This is a genomic window from Roseivirga ehrenbergii, assembly GCF_001593005.1.
GTDB classification, from domain to species: Bacteria; Bacteroidota; Bacteroidia; order Cytophagales; family Cyclobacteriaceae; genus Roseivirga; species Roseivirga ehrenbergii.
In genome coordinates, this window is sequence record NZ_LQZQ01000045.1 from 402,158 (window position 1) to 422,104 (window position 19,947).

Below are 19,947 nucleotides of genomic sequence, written 5' to 3' on the forward strand. Positions count from 1 at the left end.
CACTTAAGCACTCAATTTTGCAATGGGAGAAGTAGGTTTAAGTTCATTAAACTCTTCAATCACTTTATTCACCAAAGATATATCTAACTCATTTTCAAAGTTTTTGTGACACATTTCTACCATTGATTTGAAATAACGGATGATGTTGAGGTAATGGCTTTTATTTTTATCTGCTTTAAACATGTTTAATAGTCCCTGGAGCAAAGCAAGTATTACTAAAGTATCTGTTTTTCCATAAATTCTGATTTGAGTAATATGGTCGTCATAGAGCTGCTCAAAAACAATTTGTTTGAAGAAAAGTCTGTTTACATTCTCGCTATCTTGGATAATATACTTTTCTTTCATCTGTATTTTTTTAATGTATAATAGCGTGAGCAGATGTATTGATTTGATGGCGGTTCCAGGGTCGTTAATTCCAGGGCTAAGGGCTTTCACGGCTATCTCTGAAATTTGCTTGAAACCGAAAACGTAATGGTCGCTTACCCATTCTTGAGGGTATAAAATGAAGCAATTTTCGATTTCATCTTTTAGTTCATCGTCTATTTCCTTGTCGATGCATAATAGAGGGGAGTTTTCGACAAAGAAAAAGCCTACCGGTTGGAGCATTTGAATTTTAATTTGATGGCGCTCGCAAAGTTTAACCAGTTCGGTCACTTTTACTTTTTTAAAATAACCCGCTTTAGAAGTATTTAAAGGATACCATTGTTCTGTATTTTGTTCTTGCTGTACTTCAGAATCCTCCAAAGCCAATCTTTCCATTTCATTTTTTGTTCTGGAGAAAATACTGTTTAAAATGTTGTCTACCTGAATGCTCTGACTAATGGTGTGGATGAAGTACATAAAAAAGGCCAAGCACGTGATGCCAAAAATCATTGATAGGAGTATGCCGAAATCAGGGGTGTTCACGGTTTCATCAGACTGTACATTTACAATAAGAATGAGGCTGTAGATAATGCTACCTAGATAAAATCCAAGGACCACTTGGTTAGATTTGTCTGTAATTAAACCAGGAATAACCCGCGGAGATAGGGTAGAGGAAGCCCTGTTTAATACGATCATTACCATAGAAAAGCTGAACACCATTAATGAAATAATACTACCCACTAAGGTGCCTAGTACTAACCTGGCATCTTCCTTACTTTTTACGAGAACGAACGACAGATCTTTTTTTAAGTCCATCATAAATGGCTCATACTCAATAAGCATGATAATGATTGAGAATAGGAGAAAGCCTACAGCTATTAGTGTGGGGTAAAAAGCAATACTTCCTATAATTGACCTGTAGGTTTTATAGAGTAAGTTTTTGGTTAGTTTCATTTGTGGTGGATCATAGAGAGTGCCAATAACTCGTTTTTTCTTAGTTCTTTTTGATACTTAACCTTTGGTGGCTTCTTCTGTTCATATTGTGCTAGTTCTCCTTGAGTTAAAATGTTTAAAACTTTAGGGTGAATATAATATTCACGACATGTGGCAATGGTGTTGCCAAGTACTTTGGCTACCTTTTTTACTATTGTGGTCTCAAGATTAAGTCTTGTGTTTTCTTCAACTGCTTTCAAGGCAGACGGGTAAGAATCAATGGCGACTACTGTGCCACCCCATGTTCTGAAATCCTTTGCTGTAAAGCGGTTTCCGGTAATATCGTAAAGGTATTCATTGACATCGTTCGAGTCTAGCTTCTGGCTTTTCCCATGTTCATCAATATATCTAAACACTTCATAACCGGGTAGTTCAGAGCTCTTGCGAATTAGGTTGGCGAGTTTTTGGTTTTTAATGGTGATGTTTCTGTATTTACCACTCTTAGCTTTATAGCTTAATTTCAGTTTCGAACCCTCATCTTCAAGGTGCTTTCTCCTTAGGGTCGTTAGTCCATAGGTTTCGTTTTCTTTTCTATAGACTTGATTGCCAATTCTAATGTAGTGTTGATCTAACAGCGATACCAAAACAGCCAATATCTTCTTTTTTGGCCAACCCTTTAGTTGAACGTCCTGTATGGCTTGTCGTCTGATTACAGGTAATATTTGACCAAATTTGAAAAGCTTAGCGTATTTCTGTTTTTGTCTAAAATCAATCCAAAGCGGATGGTAAATGTATTGCTTTCGAAGTTTTTGGTCATATCCAGTGGCTTGTAAATGGCCAAATTCGTGCTCACAAATCCATACTTCTGTCCACATGGGAGGAATTACTAGGCTTTCAAATCTCTTCAATAAAGATTTCTTCTTTACTACCTTGCCATTTTTTGTTTTGTAAATAAACTTGTCACCTTTCGGTATGCGCTTGAAGCCATTACATTCATCAGATATGTATTGAATATTGTGAGGGCAGTTTTCCAAAGGACTCATAAGTTGATGGCTTTGTGGTAAGTATTGTCAAATACTTTTCAGTTGCACCTATTCAACTTTTAAACCAAAATCATAAATACATTCAATCTCTTGATTCTGTAACGGAATGTGGTTTCTGAATACTTAGAGGTGCTTAGTAAACTCAATAGTGTGTATTTTTTTCACACTTTCTTGGGGAAGGTAGTATTGAAATGGACATAAAAAAAGCAGCGAGTTGGCGCTGCTTTCTTATTGTACTGACTCTATTGTTACCATGACGAAGTTTTTAAATCTCTTGTAGCTTGTAGTATGTCTCTTCTACTTACTTGCCCTTTTAACCTTCCGTTTACATCTACTACAGGAAATCTTCTGTAGTGGGTTCTCAGAAACTTTTGAGCGCAATCAAGTACGTCCATATCTACAGAAATTGTGGCAACATTGTTACTCATGTACTCCGCTACTGTTATTTTTCCATGGTGAAGGTTGTGGTAAGCTTCATCTACCATGATTCTCATACAATCAATTTCTGAAAGTATTCCGATTATTTTTCCCTTCTCATCTATAACTGGAGCACCTGAGATGTGTTTTTCTAAAAAAACATCCATGGCATCTGCAATGCTTTGATCTGGGGTGAATGAAATAACCTCATGGGTCATGTAATCCGTAACCGGGCGATACTGCTGAACGCCTTTAGGTACTTCTGGTGCTTTTACTCCTTGAAAATTCATATAGTTTCGATTTATAGATTTTGAGTATGTGTGAATGTAAAGTATAATATACTGTAAATCAATTAAATATCAAAACTATAAACGGCTATATATTGTTTAAGGCAAATGTATGTTCTGAGTTGGTATTCTTCTTTTTTGATCTTAGAAGCACAAAAAAGGAGCTTATCGTCAGATAAGCTCCTTTTAAAATACTGAGTCAAAACTCAATTATCTTTTATCGATTGGTGCGTAAGCCCTTTCGTTATAACCAGTATATACTTGTCTTGGTCTTCCGATTGGCTCCTTGTTTTCACGCATTTCTTTCCATTGTGCAATCCAGCCAGGAAGTCTACCCATAGCAAACATTACGGTAAACATGTCGGTAGGAATACCCAAGGCACGGTAAATAATACCTGAATAGAAATCCACATTCGGATAAAGCTTTCTCTCCACAAAGTAAGAATCGTTCAAAGCTTCTTCCTCTAGGCCTTTGGCAATTTCTAAAATAGGATCGTTTACACCTAATTTGGCTAAAACATCATCCGCTGCTTTTTTAATAATTCTGGCCCTTGGGTCGAAGTTCTTGTACACCCTGTGACCAAAGCCCATTAAACGGAATGGATCGTTTTTGTCTTTGGCTTTTGCCATCCACTTTTTGGTATCACCGCCATCTTTTTTGATGTTCTCAAGCATTTCAATTACCGCTTGGTTAGCACCACCATGTAACGGTCCCCAAAGGGCATTGATTCCACCTGAAATTGAAGCGTATAAGCTTGCGTGTGATGAACCTACCATTCTTACTGTTGAAGTAGAACAGTTTTGCTCATGGTCGGCATGTAAGATCAATAATTTATCTAATGCGTTTGCCACAACTGGATCAACCTCATAAGCTTCGGCTGGGGTAGCAAACATCATTTTAAGGAAGTTGCTACAGTAGTCTAGGCTATTGTCTGGGTAATTTACTGGGTGACCAATTTGGTTTTTGAAAGACCACGCTGCAAATGTTGGCATTTTAGCTAGCAAACGAATAATGCTCATGTCTACTTCTGGAGCGGCTCTGTTAGGATCTAACGAAGCAGGGTAGAAGGCTGTTTGAGCACAAACCAAAGAAGAAAGTACACCCATTGGATGCGCAGTTGAAGGAAATCCTTCAAGAATCTTCTTGATATCTTCGTGTACCAATGTATGATTGGTGATGGTCTTAGTAAACTCTTGGTATTGATCTGGTGTAGGAAGTTCTCCGTAAATCAAAAGGTATGATACTTCAAGGAAGGTAGACTTCTCGGCTAACTCTTCAATTGAATAACCTCTATAACGTAAAATTCCTTTTTCACCATCCAAGAAGGTGATGGCACTTTGGGTTGAACCTGTATTTTTAAATCCTGGGTCGATAGTGATCACGCCACTTTCTCCTCTAAGAGAAGAAATATCGATGGCCTTTTCATTTTCGGTGCCCTCAATTAATGGTAGTTCTAATGTTTTACCGTCAACTTTAATCTCAGCAGTACTTGACATTCTATAAAGTGGTTTACTAGTTTGGGGTGCTTTATTAGGCGAGCGAATTTAATGTATAAAACACTTAAATGAAACTCTTGTTTACGACTTTGGGAATTTTTAATTACTTCCGCCTAAAATAAGTGGTAAACCATCCTTCCCTTGGCCAATTACTACCACTTTTGTGTTAGGAGATTCGGCTAATTTCAAGGTTGCTTCAATACCACGCATCTTTAAAAGACTTGGTGTTAAACTATTGTTAATAATTTTGTTGGCAGCTGATTCACCTTCTGCGGCTATTCTTTTCCTTTCCGCTTCACTCTTTTCTTTGTCTAAACGAAACTGATAGGCCAAAGCTTCTTGCTCTTGTTGTAATTTGCTTTCAATAGCTTGCTTAATTTTATCGGGCAAATTTATTGAACGAATCAAAAGCGCTCTCATTTCTATATTATTAGATTCACTGCCTAATACTTCGGCTGTTTCTGTTCTAATAGCGGCTTCTACTTCTGGTCTTTTTGTAGAATAGATTTCTTCTGCTGTGTACCTACCCATTACCTGACGTACTGTAGATCGCACCTCTGGCGTAACTAAAGTAGATACATAGCTTTTTCTAAAGCTTTCGTAGATATACCCCACACGGTCAAACTTTGGGTAAAAACGAACGGATACATCAACCTTAATACTCAAACCGTTTTTATCGAGTACATCCATGGTTTCCTCTACTTGAGTTTCTGCTACATCGAAAACGATTAGTTCGTTCCAAGGCGCTTTTACATGGAAACCTTGCGTAATAACATTGTCTTTATCTAAACCTCCTGAGAATTTTTTGAAGAGAACGGCCCTTTCATTAGCTTGAATGGTATAAAAAACGCTGCTCGATATTGCAAATAGAATGATCACCGCAATGACGGTGATGACTATTGCGGGTAAATACTTTCTGTTGTCCATAATAATAGTTGTTTATGTTTAAGAGCCAATCTGTTTTAAGTTGGCTTCAATTATGTCTAGAATCTGTTGAGCTATTTTTAAGGCTTTGTACCCATCTTCTATAGTTACTATAGGTTCTGTATTATTGGTAATGGCCTGATTAAAAGTGAAGAGCTCTTCGCGAATAGCGTTTGTTGGATGAATTTTAGGGTTCTCAAAAATGATTTCTTTTTTGCTTTTGCCCTCACCAAGGTCTAAAATCATAGAAAAAGGCCCTTCTTCTCCTGTAGCCTCTTGCATTCTCACTATCTCAGACTTCTTTTCAAGGAAATCTACCGATACATAAGCATCTTTTTGGAAGAAACGTGATTTGCGCATGTTTTTCACAGCTATACGGCTAGTAGTAAGGTTCGCTACGCAACCGTTTTCAAACTCTAAGCGCACATTAGCAATATCTGGTGTGTCGCTTACCACCGCAACGCCACTGGCCGAGATATGTTTCACTGGAGAGCCCACGGCATGAAGAATCACATCAATATCATGAATCATTAAATCGAGTACTACTGGAACGTCCAAACCTCTTGGGTTGAATTGCGCCAATCGGTGGGTTTCGATAAACATAGGCTGCTTAAGATAGTGTTGAGCGGCTACGTATGCTGGATTGAACCTTTCCACATGACCGACCTGAATTTTCAGTCCTTTTGATCTTGAGAGTTCAATCAGCTCCTCGGCTTCGGCAATCGTATTGGTGACTGGCTTTTCAATAAAAACGTGCTTGCCAGCATTTAAGGCTTGTTTGGCACAATCGAAGTGTGATAGCGTAGGGGTTACGATATCTATTACATCAACTACCTCAAGTAATTCAGCAATGGTAGCGTAGGCCTTAATACCATGCTCTTCTGCTACAATCTTTGCATTTTCTTCTGAAGCATCATAGAAGCCTACGAGTTCGTATTCAGGAATGTCTTTGATGCATTTAATATGAATTTTACCAAGGTGGCCAGCACCCAGAACGCCAATTTTAAGCATGGATATGGTTTTTTTGAACTGGGGCAAAAGTAGCCATAAAAACATCAGGCTCTAAGGAAAGGCGCTGTTTTTGGAGGACTTGTATTGAATCTATTACCATGTCATTGCTTAAAATCTACTACGGGAATCAAATGGATGAAAATGCCATGCTTATTGAAATCGAACTGCTTGATTTTTAGGCTTCATTGCTGAAGAGGTAGGACATAGTATTGACTGGAACCTAAACCCTAAAAGTGAGTTCAGTTCTACTAAAAAATAATATCAATCACTCCCCAGGCAATCGCCAATGCAATGGCCAATTTTAAAGATGGCATAAATCCTTTGGTGTCAAAGTCTTTTCTTGATTGGTCTATGATTTCAATAATAATGGCGTTCGCAATGGTTCTAGTGATTATTCCCAAGCCAATAATCCACAAAAGACCAAGCGTAGCCACGTTCAAGAATAAAGTGATTAGCCAACCGATTAAGAAGCTTACTATCATAATCGATATAGAAGTAAGCACTGCCGATTTAAAGTTCTTTATATATACTCCATCCATGACTTTGCTTGCGAGCATCAAGACAATGGGAGTGACGATGAGTTGTAAGACGAGTTCCATATAACTCCTTTCTACAAACGATACTCCATTTTAATAAAGCGTGTAATTAGCATGCTTACTACTCATTCTGTTGGAAAATATGGGCACATTGCTACATTTCGATGTGTATGATTCACCACATTTTAAATACTGGTGTAATTACTGGTAAAACATAAAGTAACAGCGAATTTGTGGCTAAACGTGTTGAAATGGTGTTTTAGGCAATAAAAGTAGATGTCGAGCTTGATAAAACTGATATGAGTTTAGGCTAGGAATAGTTTTGGTATTGAGTGGGTAAAACAGAGCAACGGAAAGTGCTCTATAAATTATTGCTGACTCAAAAATAACCTATCAAATGACCAAAGTTAACGCTATACATAACAGCATTCTTGAATCTATAGGCGATACTCCAATCGTTAAACTGAATAGACTGTTCCACTCACACGAAAATGTATTTGCCAAAATGGAAGGACATAATCCTGGTGGAAGCATTAAAGACCGCACGGCAATACAGTTACTTGAACATGCATTTTGTACTGGAGAATTAAAAGAAGGGGATCATGTCATAGAATCGAGCTCTGGTAATATGGCCATTGGGCTAGCGCAGGCTTGTTTATATTATGGTTTATCTCTTACCGTGGTTGTTGATACAATGGCGAATAAGCATACACTTAAAATTCTGAAAGCTTACGGAGCTAATATTGATATGGTAAAAGAGCCTGCCCCACTCGGGGGATTTCTTACCGCAAGGTTAAACCGAGTTCAGGATTTGGTTGATAAAACCCACAATAGCTTTTGGCCAAACCAATATGGTAATCCGCAAAACCCATTGGCCCACAAGCAAACTATGAAAGAGATTTTAGACGCTCTTGATGGAAAGCTTGATTATATGTTTGCTGCAACCAGTACTTGTGGTACGCTAATGGGCTGCGCCAACTATATTTTAGACAATAATTTAGATACGAAAATAATTGCTGTTGATGCCGTAGGAAGTGTAATATTTGGAGATACTCCACAAGAGCGAAAAATACCTGGGCATGGAGCTGGCCGGCCTTCTACATTTTTATGCAAGTCGATTGTAGATGACGTAATACATGTAAGCGATGCTGATTGTGTTGATGGTTGCCGAAACTTATTGAATAAAGAAGCCATCTTATGTGGCGGTTCTTCGGGAGCCGTTGTCAGTGCTGTTGGACGCTACTTAACTCAAATTCCAACCGAAGCCAATTGCGCTATGATTCTTTGCGATCGAGGTGAACGTTATCTGGATACCATTTACAACGATGAATGGGTTAATGATAACATTTTTAATCCACAAATGATTGCTGTTTAAGTTGCTCAGAATGGAAAATCATAAATCAATTAATACTGAAACACCATTTCGAGTAGCAATAATAGGCGCTGGGCCAAAAGGCTTGTATGGTTTAGAAAGACTTTTGGCCAACCTTTCAGAAGTTCCTCTTGAGGGGGAGGTTGAAATTCATATGTTTAATAGATGTTCATTTTTTGGTGCAGGGGATATCTACAGGCATGATCAACCTGAATACCTCATGATGAACTATGCCAATGGGTATATTAATGCATGGCCTGACCAAGCACCAAAACCCATTGTTGATAACCCCTTAAGTTTTGTCGAATGGCTAAAGAAACAAGAGGAAAAGGTGTCTGGAAATGAATTTTCATCAAGGTCAAGGGTGGGGGAATACCTTTGTTCTGTTTTTGAAGAACTAAAGAAAAATTTACCTAGAAATGTTCGCTTGCTCCAGCATACACAGGAAGTATATGATATTGAAAAGAAAGCCGGGTCGTTTTGGATAAAAACAGAAAACGAAGCGTATGTAGGTATTCAACATGTACTATTGGCTACAGGACATTCAAGGCCACAAAATGAAGAGATCAGTGAACAAAAAACTTTTGTAGATTTCGTTTATCCTGTTCAAGAAAAACTTTCAGAGATTGCCCCTAATAGCAAGGTAGCCATTAAAGGAATTGGCCTAACCTTTATTGATGCTGTATTGACTCTAACTGAAGGTAGGGGCGGTCGATTTAATCAAACAGAAGCTGGTTTTAAATATGTGAAATCTGGAAATGAACCCCTTGTACTTTATCCCTTTTCGAAGTCTGGATTACCCATGATGCCACGTAGCGGAACCTTCGGATTGCCCAGTCAGCCTTTGTATTACTTCACTCCAGAAAACTTGTGTGCTAACAAAGGTGATAAAGATAAATATGATTTTGAAAAGGACATTCTGCCCCTGATTAAAGCAGAGATAAAATATGCTTACTACAGAATGTTATTTCAACAGTACAATCAATACTTACACCCTTTTAAAGATATTCAGAAAATTGAAAGTGAGATTGATGCTTTTCATGAAAGACATCCTATTGAAAAACCATTTAGCTTCAATACCTTATTTAACCCATTGAACGACTGGAAAGCTGATAGACATGAGCAAACCCTCGATTATATTCGTCTGACGATCAGAGAAGGTGAAAAAGGTGAGGAGGGAAGTCCGTTAGCACATGCAGCTGGAACTTGGCGAAGAATCAGTAACGATTTTAATGAACTTTACTCATTTGGTGGTTTATCTCCTAAATCACACCGTGTTTTTCTGAGCGATTTTATGGGGCAATTTAATAGAGTTGCCTACGGTCCACCCATCGAAAATATGAAGAAAATAATGGCTTTGGCTGAGGCGGGGCTGATTGATTTTAGCTTTGCTCATCAGCCTAATGTTAATGCGTATAACAGCTTTTATTTGCTCACATTAGAAAATGGTTCGGAAGTCAAGGTGGACTTTTTAGTTGACGCTAGAATACCAAAGACTGATATGGCGGTAAATCCACCTAAGTTATATCAGAAGTTAATTGATAATGAGCTAGCTACAATTTACAATAACGAAAGTGATGGCTGCGATCCCTTTACCCCAGGATGCATACATATTTCGCGTGAAGGTCATCCAATTAACGCCTTAGGAGAAGAAATCAAGCAGATTACTTTAACAGGCACACCTACCGAGGGAATCACATTCGATAACGATACTCTTTCACGAAATCGAAATGATTTTGTATCTCTTTGGGGTGCCCAAGTCGCAAACGATATTCAAGTATTTACCCAATCAAAACAATATAGTAACTAAGTATGGAACAGAAGAACGAACTGCCGCCATTAATGCCACTTACTTCACCATGGATGCACAAAGTGATGCAATCACCCACAACTATTTATCAGTTGATGGAAAAGTATGGCTCTCCATTAAATATTCATCGCACAGCTCCCTTTTTCGATAATTATACCGAATACAAAACGGTTTTTGAATCCTACGACTTGAAACATTTGGTTCTTTTTGCCCGCAAGGCAAATAAGTGCAAAGGCTTTGTAGAGGCTACAAAATCCTCAGGTATGGGGGTGGATACTGCAAGTTATCAAGAGTTAAAACAATGTATTGAACTTGGAATACAACCAGAAAAGCTAGTAGTAACTGCGGCCATCAAAAGCAGAAAATTGATCGAGCTCGCGATTAAGAATAGAATAGTCATTATTCTCGATAATAACGATGAATGTGAACTGGTGCAGTCGGTAGCAGAACAACTAAATATGGATGCAAAAGTGGGGGTTCGAGTAAGCGGTTTTTCCTTTAAAGGCAGCAAGCTATACAGTCGTTTTGGCTTTGATATAGAGGGAGTTACCGACTTAGTATTGAATCACTTTGGTAAAGCTAAGTCCCTTAATCGACTTGTTTATTGCGGAATTCACTTTCATCTCAATGGCTATTCAATTGATCAAAGAGGTGAGGCTTTGCATCAATCTTTAGATCTAGCCCTTAGTCTTGGATTAAATGGCTTTAAAACCCATTTCATTGATATGGGGGGAGGGCTATTAATGAATTACCTCAAGGAAGAAAATCAATGGACGCATTTTAATCGAACACTCCAGTTGGCTGTACAGGGTAAACACCGCGAAATCACCTTTCAGAATCAAGGACTAGGCTTTAGTATGATTGAAGAAAAATTACAAGGTGAGTTAAACACTTACCCTTACTTTAATGACAAAGCAAAGGCAGTTTTCCTAAAAGGAATTCTATCGTATTCAAACCGGGCGGGGCAAAGTTGTGCCGATCGGATTAAAGCGCAAGGAATCGAAATAAGAATGGAGCCAGGTAGATCGCTTTTGGATCAAACAGGAATGACGATTGCCAAAGTAATCTTTAGAAAGAAGGATGCCTTAGGTAACTGGTTGGTAGGTTTAGAAATGAATATGACTCAAATGCATAGCTCAAGCGCAGACTTTCTACTTGACCCATTCATTCTCAACCAAAATCAAAAAGATAACGAAGAAACTACAGAGGTCTTTTTTACGGGGGCTTATTGTTTAGAACGTGACATTTTGCTCAAACGCAAAATAGCTTTAAAGCAACTTCCAGCAATAGGAGACTTAGTAGTATTTGTAAATACTGCGGGTTACATGATGCACTTTTTTGAAACGGAAGCGCATCTTTTCGACCTAGCTACAAATTTGTTTTTCAAACCGAACAACGAAACGGTAAAGTTTTCAGATTTTAAAATAGACTAGCTTAAAAGGGGTGAAAAATATATTGAATCGAACCAAATGATATGCTTCGATAGTGTTGGGTCGGATAGTATTTAGTTTGAAATTAAATTTTGGGATATGGAAATATTTAAAAATCCTTCGTGGTTATATAGTAGCTCATCATCCATTTTGATTACAGTTATATCTGCTGTAGGAATATATTTGGCTGTTCTGGTTATTACTAGATTGAATGGGCTTAGGACTTTCGCTAAAATGTCCAGTTTCGATTTTGCCATTACGATAGCTATTGGTAGCGTTATCGCTTCAACATTAATTTCACAGCAAAACAGCTTGATTAAAGGTATTGTGGCACTTACTGTACTAGTTGTGCTGCAAGCCGCTGTTGCCAAGTTAAGAAAGAAGAGCAATGTCTTTGAAAATGCAGTTACCAATACACCTGTATTGCTCATGTCAGGTTCAGAGATTTTATGGCATAATTTAAAAGCGAATAGAGTTACCGAAGCAGACCTCTATGCTAAACTGAGAGAAGCGAATGTATACGACATGCGTCAAGTGTTGGCTGTGGTGCTAGAAACAACAGGTGATATTTCAGTATTACATTCTGAAGATCAAGAAAAAAAACTAGATAACGATTTACTTAAGAATGTTAGACAATGAATCCAGAGCGCTATATACCTGAACAGACTACTGGAAGCCAACATAATGTTGTACGTAGAAGAAATTTCTCCAATGACAGAATAGCATCTAAAATGTACCATCAAGCTTGTCGGCTTTTACTCAATATTTCTAATTGGAATTCTCTTACAGAAGGCTTGGGAGGCGATTTTTCTTATGTTAATTCCAAAGCGGAACTAGTTAACTCATTAGCTGAGGAAGGAGGTTATATCCGAGTAAAATTGCCTGGCCCTAAAAACCCAAGTGGGAACGGGTTTGATTGGGTTATTATTAGGCAATTAGAGAAAATAACTATGGGAAAGAACTTGTCAACAGTTTTAATAACAGAGCCTTGCCCTTTACCTTACAATCCCGAAGAAGTAATATCTCATTTCTATGCTTCTGGTTCTTCAAATACTTTTGTCCTGTCACTTAAAGGTAATAACGTAGAATTTGGGATTTATGGTAGAAATGAAAAACCAAATATTTCTCAACCTCCATTTAAAGATATAATCCGGAATACTTTAGTAGCAATAATGGGGATGATAGGCTTAGGGAAAATACAGTGGGAAGTTCTTGCTGAAGGTCTTTTAAATCAATTATCTGATTTGAGCCCCAATAATTTTGATAAGTAAAAAGCTCTAAATCGAGCTTTTTACTTATTGTTCTTAGGGTCCTGTTGATATTTCTTTTTATTATAAGGTTCAACATACCCTTCTTTTGGTCTTACATCCTTATCTGTATCATCTCCCTTCGGAGTTCGATTTGGATCTTCTGATACGTGCTTATTTCCATAGGGTATTCCCGAGTTATCTTTCTTGTTTTTATCACTCATAATTCTAATTGTTTGATTCATAACATTAACAACTCAGACATTTTATTGTTTATGAATAGTTTTTTTCAAACTCTGGTTATTAGTATTCTTAAAGCCAAATCGGAGAGAGGGTTTATAGGATAAAAATGTATTTCATGTCGGGCACGATAGGGTCACAGTTACAAGGAAAACATAGGGGTTGTCATCAATTCCGTAACCCATTTTTAAAAAAAAAATAGCCCCATACGTGACGTATGAGGCTATTCGTGGGCCCACCTGGGCTCGAACCAGGGACTTTCTGATTATGAGTCAGATACTCTAACCAGCTGAGTTATAGGCCCAAGATCTTATTTAAAGCGGCTGGTTTTCTGATGAACTTGTTCTAAAAAATAGAACAGGATACATTGTGCTTTAAACCCTTTGATTTTGGGAGTGCAATGTTACATATTTGCGATTAATTAAACAACAAAACATGGCGCCAGATTTAAGCAATATAGATTCAATTATTTTCGATCTAGGTGGGGTAATCATTAATTTAGATGAAGCCGCAACTATCAAGGCTTTTGCTGAAATTTCTGGGCGTACTGAAAATGAAGTACTTGAACTGTCGAAAACGGCAGAATTCTTTAAACTGTATGAAACGGGCCAGATTGACGACCCTACTTTTAGGGCACATTTAAGGGAGTCTTTAAATGTTTTTTCTGACGATAATATTCTAGATGGTGCTTGGAATGCGATGCTAGGCCAAATTCCTGTTCATCGCTTGCAGAAATTAGAGGTGCTTTCTAAAAAATATAAGCTCTTTGTAATGAGCAATACCAACGATATTCATATCAGGTTCTTCCTCAAACTTGTCGACTTAATTTCTCCTAATAAACCGTTCCATGAGTATTTTACCCAAGTTTATTTTTCGCAGGAAGTAGGGGAGCGCAAGCCTAATTTTGGTGCTTGGCAGCCTATTCTTAACGATCATCAACTGGACACTTCACGTACTTTGTTTATAGATGATAAGCTGGAGAATATTCAAGCCGCTATGAATATGGGTATGAATGGTTTCCATAATATTACTCCGGATGATTGGGTTAATGTGATTGAGTAGCTGTGAGGGAGTAGTCCTTGCTAAAAATGATTAGTAGGGATCCCTACAAGTTACCGTCACTCTGAGGTTGACGTTTGAAAAACGAAACAGTGAGAGTCTGTCTGTTCGGAGAGGATGCTTACAACATGACTTAGTTAGACGCTTATGCTATCAATTTATTTTCAGTGGCTCTGCTTGCTTTCCTGTCATCCTGTAAGGGTCTTTTTCAGAAACACATAGCGCATCAGTTGGAAGCCTGAAATATAATGTAAGCTTTGGTGCTAAATCCTCGTTACAAACGAGGTTTAGTGGGTTTTATCACTATACAGCTTTTCAACAAGAAAAGTGAAATCGGATTTAGTTTCTTTAAAATTATCTTTTATGAATTTTATTTTATCTTCTTTTGATTTTAAGTTTTTAAGAATTATGTCGGCTAAAATGTACGTTTTCATTTCGTCCATTTTTGGGATGCAAAAATCAAACACATCTTGTTGTATTTTAAGTATTGATTCCTTAGTAAAAGGAATTAATTTTTCGTCAATAAATTTTTGGTCGTATTCCTTTTTGATGATTTCAGTTTTTAAATCAGCACGTTTGTCTAGAATATTAACATAGTCGCTAACTTTGGCTAAATCAAATATCTCAATAAATGATTTCATTGAGATTATTAAATCGTTTTGCTTGTCAATTTGTTTTTTTTGTATGATAAATACAATTACATAAACTAACGTATAAACTCCAATAATCCCTAATGTTAATTCATTACTCATATTTTGGTTTTTCAAATGTGGCACAACGGTCAAGTATAAGCGTAGTGCGGGATTTCAGAGCGATTCAATGTCCGCTCACCGCAAAGTTTGTTAGGAGCAAAAATGCTCAATTTTAGCCGCTGAGCCCAAATTACGCTTATACAATGTTGTAGCCCGTTTTTCTATTTTTTCCTTAAATTCTTCTTCAACTTGTTTAATCACCAACGTCATCTTGTCTTTGTATTTAATATCTGCAAATTCAATTTCAATGTCATTGCCGACATCTTTAATATTTTCAATTAAGACGTGTCTTGGTTTGAATTCATTTCCATCCTTGTCAAACTCAAAAATAGTTGGAGTCAAAGATTTTTCTTTCCCTAGAAATTTCGTTTTGCCAATCAAAACAATATTCTTGTCATTTAGTATCAGGTCACAGCTGTTGAAAGAGTAGAGTGTATCGTATGGGTCTAAGTCAAGCTTTTGCTTCTTTTTAAACACGTCAAAGTTCTTGAACCAAACTTTCAAGTCAGTAATAATTTCTGAAGAATTGTCAGAGTGCTCTTGAATTATCTTTTTTGTTTTCTTTTCAAGACTTGTCATGTAAATCCAAAAGAACACTATCGGAAATGACAAAACCGATACGCTTAATATTATTTGGATGACTTGGTTCATTGTTCGGTTCTTTCAAATGGGCTACAACGTGTCTGTATACGCAACTAGTTGCGCATATATCCCATGTAATTTATCAAAACATCTTTATAACGCACTATTGATTGAGTATATAAGTTGGTGGGCTAGGGCAATTATTCGCTAAGGAGGATTGATTTGTGTGTAGCGAAAGGGTTAGTAATTTCCTTAGTACTAATGGGAATTAATGCAGCATAAAACGGGAACACCCCCAAACTTATGGACTTACAACATGACTTAGTTAGACGCTTATGCTATTAATTTATTTTCAGTGGATCAGTTTACTTTACTGTCACACTGTAAGTGTCTTTTCTGAAACACATAGCGCAACTGTTTGAAGTCTGAAATATAATGTAAGCTTCGGTGCTAAATCCTCGTTATAAACGAGGATTAGTCGAGTGATTAAAGGAAAGTTCCCCAAAACATCTGACTTAACCAACACAAAAAAAGCCTGACTCTCACGAATCAGGCTTTTCAATATTTCTAGTGAATAATCTAATGTCTAGACTCTAGTATCTAAATACTAGCCTTTTTTGCTTTCTTCTTTAATCAAGTTAAGGGCAGAACCAGCTCTAAACCAACCAATTTGAGCTTCGTTGTATGTGTGGTTAGCTGCAATAACATCTTTGCTGCCGTCTGCATGTACAAACTCAATCATCAAGGGCTTACCAGGAGCGAAGTCAACTAAGTCTAAGAAGTTGATGGTGTCATCTTCTTGTACTTTGTCGTAGTCTGCTTCGTTAGCAAATGTCAAACCTAGCATTCCTTGTTTTTTCAAGTTGGTTTCGTGAATTCTAGCAAATGATTTTACCAATACTGCTTTCACGCCCAAATGTCTTGGTTCCATGGCTGCATGCTCACGAGAAGATCCTTCGCCATAGTTATGGTCACCCACCACAATAGACGGAACGCCTGCCGCTTTATATTGACGAGCTGTAGCCGGTACTGGACCATATTCGCCTGTCAATTGATTTTTTACTGAATTGGTTGATTGGTTGTATGCATTTACTGCACCAATCAAACAGTTGTCAGAAATGTTATCCAAGTGACCTCTGAACCTCAACCATGGACCTGCCATAGAGATATGGTCAGTAGTACACTTACCAAATGCTTTAATCAAAAGCTTGGCGCCTGTAATATTCTTACCATCCCAAGGAGCAAACGGCTCAAGCAATTGTAAACGCTTAGAATCTGGCTTAACAACAACTTCTACGCTGCTGCCATTTTCGGCTGGTGCTTGGTAACCATTGTCTTCTACCGCAAAACCTTTGGCTGGTAACTCAGAACCTACTGGCGGGTCTAATTTTACTTGCTCACCTTTTTCGTTTGTTAGGGTATCAGTTAATGGGTTAAAACCTAAGTTACCAGAAATCGCAATGGCCGCAACCATTTCTGGAGAGGTTACAAAAGCATGGGTGTTAGGGTTACCGTCTGCTCTTTTAGAGAAGTTACGGTTAAATGAGTGAACGATAGTGTTTACTCTTGTATTGTTGCCTGCTCTTTCCCACTGACCAATACATGGTCCACAAGCGTTGGTAAAGATAGTGGCGTTTAAGTCTTCGAAAATACCTAAAAGGCCATCTCTTTCGGCAGTGTAGCGTACTTGTTCCGAACCTGGGTTAATTCCGAATTCCGATTTCGTTTTTAAGTTCTTATCTATGGCCTGTTGGGCAATAGAAGAAGCTCTTGATAAATCTTCGTATGAAGAGTTGGTACAAGAACCAATCAATCCCCATTCTACGTCCATTGGCCAGCCGTTTTTCTCAGCTTCCTCTTTCATTTTAGAAACTGGAGTAGCTCTATCTGGCGTAAATGGTCCGTTGATGTACGGCTCAAGCTCGTCCAAGTTAATTTCGATTACTTGGTCGAAGTATTGTTGTGGATTAGCATAAACTTCATCATCACCAGTAAGGTGTTCTTTGATTTCGTTGGCTAAATCGGCTACATCTGCTCTATCCGTTGCTCTTAGGTAACGATCCATAGATTCGTCATAACCAAAAGTAGAAGTAGTAGCACCAATTTCGGCACCCATATTACAGATGGTTCCTTTACCCGTAGCCGACATTGATTTAGCACCTGGCCCGAAGTATTCTACAATTGCACCAGTTCCACCTTTTACAGTTAGAATACCAGCTACTTTCAAGATTACATCTTTAGGGGCTGTCCAGCCATTCAATTTTCCAGTAAGATGAACACCAATTAGTTTAGGGAATTTAAGCTCCCAAGGCATACCTGCCATTACATCTACAGCATCAGCACCACCTACACCGATGGCTACCATACCTAATCCGCCAGCGTTTACCGTGTGCGAATCGGTACCAATCATCATTCCGCCAGGGAATGCATAATTTTCTAATACCACTTGGTGAATAATACCAGCACCTGGTTTCCAGAAACCGATACCGTATTTGTTAGAAACTGATTCTAAGAAGTTGAAAACTTCACCAGATGCAGTCAATGAATTTCTTAAATCATCTTTAGCGCCTTCTTTGGCAAGGATAAGGTGATCGCAATGAACGGTAGAAGGAACTGCTGCGGTAGGCTTTCCTGCTTGCATAAACTGTAGCAAAGCCATTTGTGCCGTTGCATCTTGCATGGCTACGCGGTCAGGAGCAAAGTCTACATAAGACTTACCTCTTTCGAATGCCGTGTTGGCGTCTCCGTCCCAAAGGTGTGAATAAAGAATTTTTTCAGATAGGGTTAGGGGTTTCCCTACCGCTTTTCTTGCCGCTGCAATACGTGAAGGGAATTTCGCGTAAACAGCTTTAATCATGTCTATGTCAAATGCCATAATGGAATTTTAGGGTTCTTGGGTAAATAATATATAACTCGTCAAGGGTTGACAAAGTTATCACTTTTCGTAAATAATAAAATTAACAAAGCAGACTAAAAAGCCTTAATAAGCAGTCTTTTTGAAGTTTTTCTATCAAAGTCTAAAAGAGCAACAGCGAAATCAGAAAGATGACCATTCCTATGAGCATGATTAAGAAAGAATAGGGGAGAATATCCTTTGCTTTTAGTTTGGTAATGCCCAATAGTGGCAAGGCCCAAAAAGGCTGAAGCATATTGGTCAGTTGATCGCCATAAGAAAGTGCCATAATGGTTTTAGGAATAGAAGCGCCAAGGTTTTGGGCAGCTTCGGTGACTATTGGCCCTTGCACCACCCATTGGCCACCACCGCTAGGAACAAATATATTTACAATGGCTGCGCTGAAGAAGGTGAAAATCGGCAATGTAGTGGCGTTTGATATTTCCATAAAGCCCTGAGAGAATAAGGCGCCAAGGCCAGAATAGGTCATAATACCCATAATACCAGCATAAAGCGGAAATTGGATGATGATTCCAGCCGAGCCTCCAATGGCTTCTTCAATCGCAGAGAGAAATTTCGCAAAGGAACCGTGAAGCAAAACTGCTAAACCGAAAAAGAAGAAGTTGATATAGTTTAAGTCTATAAATGACAAGCCAACCAGCGATGGGCTGACCCATATTTTACGCAAGGCAATAAAACAGATGATTCCACCTAAGACAATGGCTGCAATTTTAGAGTTATCAATTCTTTCTGCGCCTTGACTTTTTTCCCCAACATGATGTGTTTCTTTTTTAAACACCACATTAATTTCTGTATCGTGACCTCTTTTTCCTAACAGATAGAATACTGAAGGAACGATAATAAGGAGTAGGACAAAAGTGATAATGTTAGGGGTGGCCAGCAGCGTTTGCCCAATTCCTATTTGTCCAATTTCTTGAATGAGGAAGTGATCTCTACTGGCTACGGCCAAAGGGGCCGAACCTGAAAATCCTCCATGAAAGCACATCATACCACTATAACCAGCAGCACCAAGCAATGGGTAATTCATCTTCCACCCATGAGCTTTTGCCCTTTCTGCTACTTTTCGAGCGAAAATAGCCCCAAAAACCAAACACAATCCCCAATTGATCATGCTTACTAATATGGTGAGTAAACTAATGGTAAAAGCAGCCTTGGCCGATGTATTACAATAAATGGTAAAGCGGTCGATGATATTATTAACAAATGGGGTGAGTGCTAATGCATGTCCTAAAATAAGAATTAAGGCCATTTGCATGGTGAATTCTAACAGTTCCCAGAAGCCTATTTCCCAATAGCCTAAAATGACCATACTGTAAGTAGAGCCCGAATTTTCTGGTCGTTCAGTAAAAACTAAAGCCAGAATAAAGGTGACCAAGGTTAGAATAACTGCAATAGAAAATGGAGAGGGAAGAATTTGACGGACAAAACGGAGGTAGAGACTGTTTCTAGACATAACTCAAAGCTAGCAAAATGATAAATGCTTTACGATTTCATAAATAGGAATTTTAAGCCTTTGGTCAATTCGTTTAA

At 38.2% G+C, this 19,947-nt stretch carries 18 protein-coding genes and 1 tRNA gene; 6 read left to right on the top strand and 13 right to left on the bottom strand.

Translation table 11 applies throughout. The features are described 5' to 3' along the window. Positions 1 to 3: 3 nt before the first annotated feature. From MB14_RS12040 to MB14_RS12070, 7 genes are all read right to left on the bottom strand, one after another. Entirely contained in the window at positions 4 to 1,317 is a 1,314-nt protein-coding gene (locus tag MB14_RS12040; protein WP_062591891.1) for a DUF2254 domain-containing protein, read from the bottom strand. Then, positions 1,314 to 2,339 (bottom strand): DNA topoisomerase IB, encoded by a 1,026-nt coding sequence (locus tag MB14_RS12045; RefSeq protein WP_062591893.1) that lies wholly within the window; start codon positions 2,337 to 2,339, stop codon positions 1,314 to 1,316. Before MB14_RS12045 ends, MB14_RS12040 begins: the two co-directional genes overlap by 4 nt. 248 nt (positions 2,340 to 2,587) lie before the next feature. After that, positions 2,588 to 3,046: a CBS domain-containing protein gene (locus tag MB14_RS12050; protein ID WP_062591895.1), complete on the bottom strand. Its 459-nt coding sequence runs from the start codon at positions 3,044 to 3,046 to the stop codon at positions 2,588 to 2,590. Between the two features lie 207 nt (positions 3,047 to 3,253). Continuing rightward, positions 3,254 to 4,540 (bottom strand): citrate synthase, encoded by a 1,287-nt coding sequence (locus tag MB14_RS12055; RefSeq protein WP_062591898.1) that lies wholly within the window; start codon positions 4,538 to 4,540, stop codon positions 3,254 to 3,256. Between the two features lie 99 nt (positions 4,541 to 4,639). Beyond that, positions 4,640 to 5,467, bottom strand: coding sequence for a prohibitin family protein (locus MB14_RS12060; protein ID WP_053224144.1), 828 nt, complete (start codon positions 5,465 to 5,467; stop codon positions 4,640 to 4,642). A gap of 18 nt (positions 5,468 to 5,485) precedes the next feature. Beyond that, positions 5,486 to 6,475 (bottom strand): Gfo/Idh/MocA family protein, encoded by a 990-nt coding sequence (locus MB14_RS12065; RefSeq protein WP_062591901.1) that lies wholly within the window; start codon positions 6,473 to 6,475, stop codon positions 5,486 to 5,488. Positions 6,476 to 6,723: 248 nt separating this feature from the next. Beyond that, positions 6,724 to 7,074, bottom strand: coding sequence for a phage holin family protein (locus tag MB14_RS12070; protein WP_062591903.1), 351 nt, complete (start codon positions 7,072 to 7,074; stop codon positions 6,724 to 6,726). A gap of 334 nt (positions 7,075 to 7,408) precedes the next feature. Between MB14_RS12070 and sbnA the strand changes: the two genes are divergently transcribed. From sbnA to MB14_RS12095, 5 genes are all read left to right on the top strand, one after another. After that, positions 7,409 to 8,386, top strand: coding sequence for a 2,3-diaminopropionate biosynthesis protein SbnA (gene sbnA / locus MB14_RS12075; protein ID WP_062591905.1), 978 nt, complete (start codon positions 7,409 to 7,411; stop codon positions 8,384 to 8,386). Positions 8,387 to 8,396: 10 nt separating this feature from the next. Continuing rightward, positions 8,397 to 10,193: an FAD/NAD(P)-binding protein gene (locus MB14_RS12080; RefSeq protein WP_062591907.1), complete on the top strand. Its 1,797-nt coding sequence runs from the start codon at positions 8,397 to 8,399 to the stop codon at positions 10,191 to 10,193. Between the two features lie 2 nt (positions 10,194 to 10,195). Next, positions 10,196 to 11,626, top strand: coding sequence for a type III PLP-dependent enzyme domain-containing protein (locus tag MB14_RS12085; RefSeq protein ID WP_062591909.1), 1,431 nt, complete (start codon positions 10,196 to 10,198; stop codon positions 11,624 to 11,626). Between the two features lie 96 nt (positions 11,627 to 11,722). Further along, positions 11,723 to 12,262, top strand: a complete 540-nt coding sequence (locus tag MB14_RS12090; RefSeq protein ID WP_062591911.1) for a DUF421 domain-containing protein — start codon at positions 11,723 to 11,725, stop codon at positions 12,260 to 12,262. Beyond that, positions 12,259 to 12,894: a hypothetical protein gene (locus tag MB14_RS12095; protein WP_062591913.1), complete on the top strand. Its 636-nt coding sequence runs from the start codon at positions 12,259 to 12,261 to the stop codon at positions 12,892 to 12,894. The genes MB14_RS12090 and MB14_RS12095 overlap by 4 nt, the downstream gene beginning before the upstream one ends. 20 nt (positions 12,895 to 12,914) lie before the next feature. Here the strand turns inward: MB14_RS12095 and MB14_RS12100 are convergent, their stop codons facing one another. Both MB14_RS12100 and MB14_RS12105 read right to left on the bottom strand, forming a co-directional pair. Further along, a complete protein-coding gene (locus MB14_RS12100; protein ID WP_062591915.1) occupies positions 12,915 to 13,115 on the bottom strand; it encodes a hypothetical protein in 201 nt (66 codons plus the stop codon). A 225-nt stretch (positions 13,116 to 13,340) separates the two neighbouring features. Beyond that, a tRNA-Ile gene (locus MB14_RS12105) sits at positions 13,341 to 13,414 on the bottom strand. Between the two features lie 131 nt (positions 13,415 to 13,545). Between MB14_RS12105 and MB14_RS12110 the strand changes: the two genes are divergently transcribed. Then, entirely contained in the window at positions 13,546 to 14,172 is a 627-nt protein-coding gene (locus MB14_RS12110) for an HAD family hydrolase (RefSeq protein WP_062591917.1), read from the top strand. A 284-nt stretch (positions 14,173 to 14,456) separates the two neighbouring features. On the opposite strand, the gene MB14_RS12115 is transcribed toward MB14_RS12110, so the two are convergent. The 4 genes from MB14_RS12115 to MB14_RS12130 form a co-directional block, all read right to left on the bottom strand. Continuing rightward, entirely contained in the window at positions 14,457 to 14,921 is a 465-nt protein-coding gene (locus tag MB14_RS12115; RefSeq protein ID WP_062591919.1) for a hypothetical protein, read from the bottom strand. A gap of 90 nt (positions 14,922 to 15,011) precedes the next feature. After that, positions 15,012 to 15,500, bottom strand: coding sequence for a hypothetical protein (locus MB14_RS12120; protein ID WP_062591921.1), 489 nt, complete (start codon positions 15,498 to 15,500; stop codon positions 15,012 to 15,014). A gap of 610 nt (positions 15,501 to 16,110) precedes the next feature. Further along, entirely contained in the window at positions 16,111 to 18,378 is a 2,268-nt protein-coding gene (locus MB14_RS12125) for an aconitate hydratase (protein WP_062591923.1), read from the bottom strand. A gap of 142 nt (positions 18,379 to 18,520) precedes the next feature. Continuing rightward, entirely contained in the window at positions 18,521 to 19,870 is a 1,350-nt protein-coding gene (locus MB14_RS12130; RefSeq protein WP_062591925.1) for a short-chain fatty acid transporter, read from the bottom strand. Between the last annotated feature and the right edge of the window lie 77 nt (positions 19,871 to 19,947).

Bases quoted from the DNA above. Each gene is read 5' to 3' on its own strand.
- MB14_RS12040 (WP_062591891.1), bottom strand. From the start codon at position 1,317: ATGAAACTAACCAAAAACTTACTCTATAAAACCTACAGGTCAATTATA.
- MB14_RS12045 (WP_062591893.1), bottom strand. From the start codon at position 2,339: ATGAGTCCTTTGGAAAACTGCCCTCACAATATTCAATACATATCTGAT.
- MB14_RS12050 (WP_062591895.1), bottom strand. From the start codon at position 3,046: ATGAATTTTCAAGGAGTAAAAGCACCAGAAGTACCTAAAGGCGTTCAG.
- MB14_RS12055 (WP_062591898.1), bottom strand. From the start codon at position 4,540: ATGTCAAGTACTGCTGAGATTAAAGTTGACGGTAAAACATTAGAACTA.
- MB14_RS12060 (WP_053224144.1), bottom strand. From the start codon at position 5,467: ATGGACAACAGAAAGTATTTACCCGCAATAGTCATCACCGTCATTGCG.
- MB14_RS12065 (WP_062591901.1), bottom strand. From the start codon at position 6,475: ATGCTTAAAATTGGCGTTCTGGGTGCTGGCCACCTTGGTAAAATTCAT.
- MB14_RS12070 (WP_062591903.1), bottom strand. From the start codon at position 7,074: ATGGAACTCGTCTTACAACTCATCGTCACTCCCATTGTCTTGATGCTC.
- sbnA (WP_062591905.1), top strand. From the start codon at position 7,409: ATGACCAAAGTTAACGCTATACATAACAGCATTCTTGAATCTATAGGC.
- MB14_RS12080 (WP_062591907.1), top strand. From the start codon at position 8,397: ATGGAAAATCATAAATCAATTAATACTGAAACACCATTTCGAGTAGCA.
- MB14_RS12085 (WP_062591909.1), top strand. From the start codon at position 10,196: ATGGAACAGAAGAACGAACTGCCGCCATTAATGCCACTTACTTCACCA.
- MB14_RS12090 (WP_062591911.1), top strand. From the start codon at position 11,723: ATGGAAATATTTAAAAATCCTTCGTGGTTATATAGTAGCTCATCATCC.
- MB14_RS12095 (WP_062591913.1), top strand. From the start codon at position 12,259: ATGAATCCAGAGCGCTATATACCTGAACAGACTACTGGAAGCCAACAT.
- MB14_RS12100 (WP_062591915.1), bottom strand. From the start codon at position 13,115: ATGAATCAAACAATTAGAATTATGAGTGATAAAAACAAGAAAGATAAC.
- MB14_RS12110 (WP_062591917.1), top strand. From the start codon at position 13,546: ATGGCGCCAGATTTAAGCAATATAGATTCAATTATTTTCGATCTAGGT.
- MB14_RS12115 (WP_062591919.1), bottom strand. From the start codon at position 14,921: ATGAGTAATGAATTAACATTAGGGATTATTGGAGTTTATACGTTAGTT.
- MB14_RS12120 (WP_062591921.1), bottom strand. From the start codon at position 15,500: ATGACAAGTCTTGAAAAGAAAACAAAAAAGATAATTCAAGAGCACTCT.
- MB14_RS12125 (WP_062591923.1), bottom strand. From the start codon at position 18,378: ATGGCATTTGACATAGACATGATTAAAGCTGTTTACGCGAAATTCCCT.
- MB14_RS12130 (WP_062591925.1), bottom strand. From the start codon at position 19,870: ATGTCTAGAAACAGTCTCTACCTCCGTTTTGTCCGTCAAATTCTTCCC.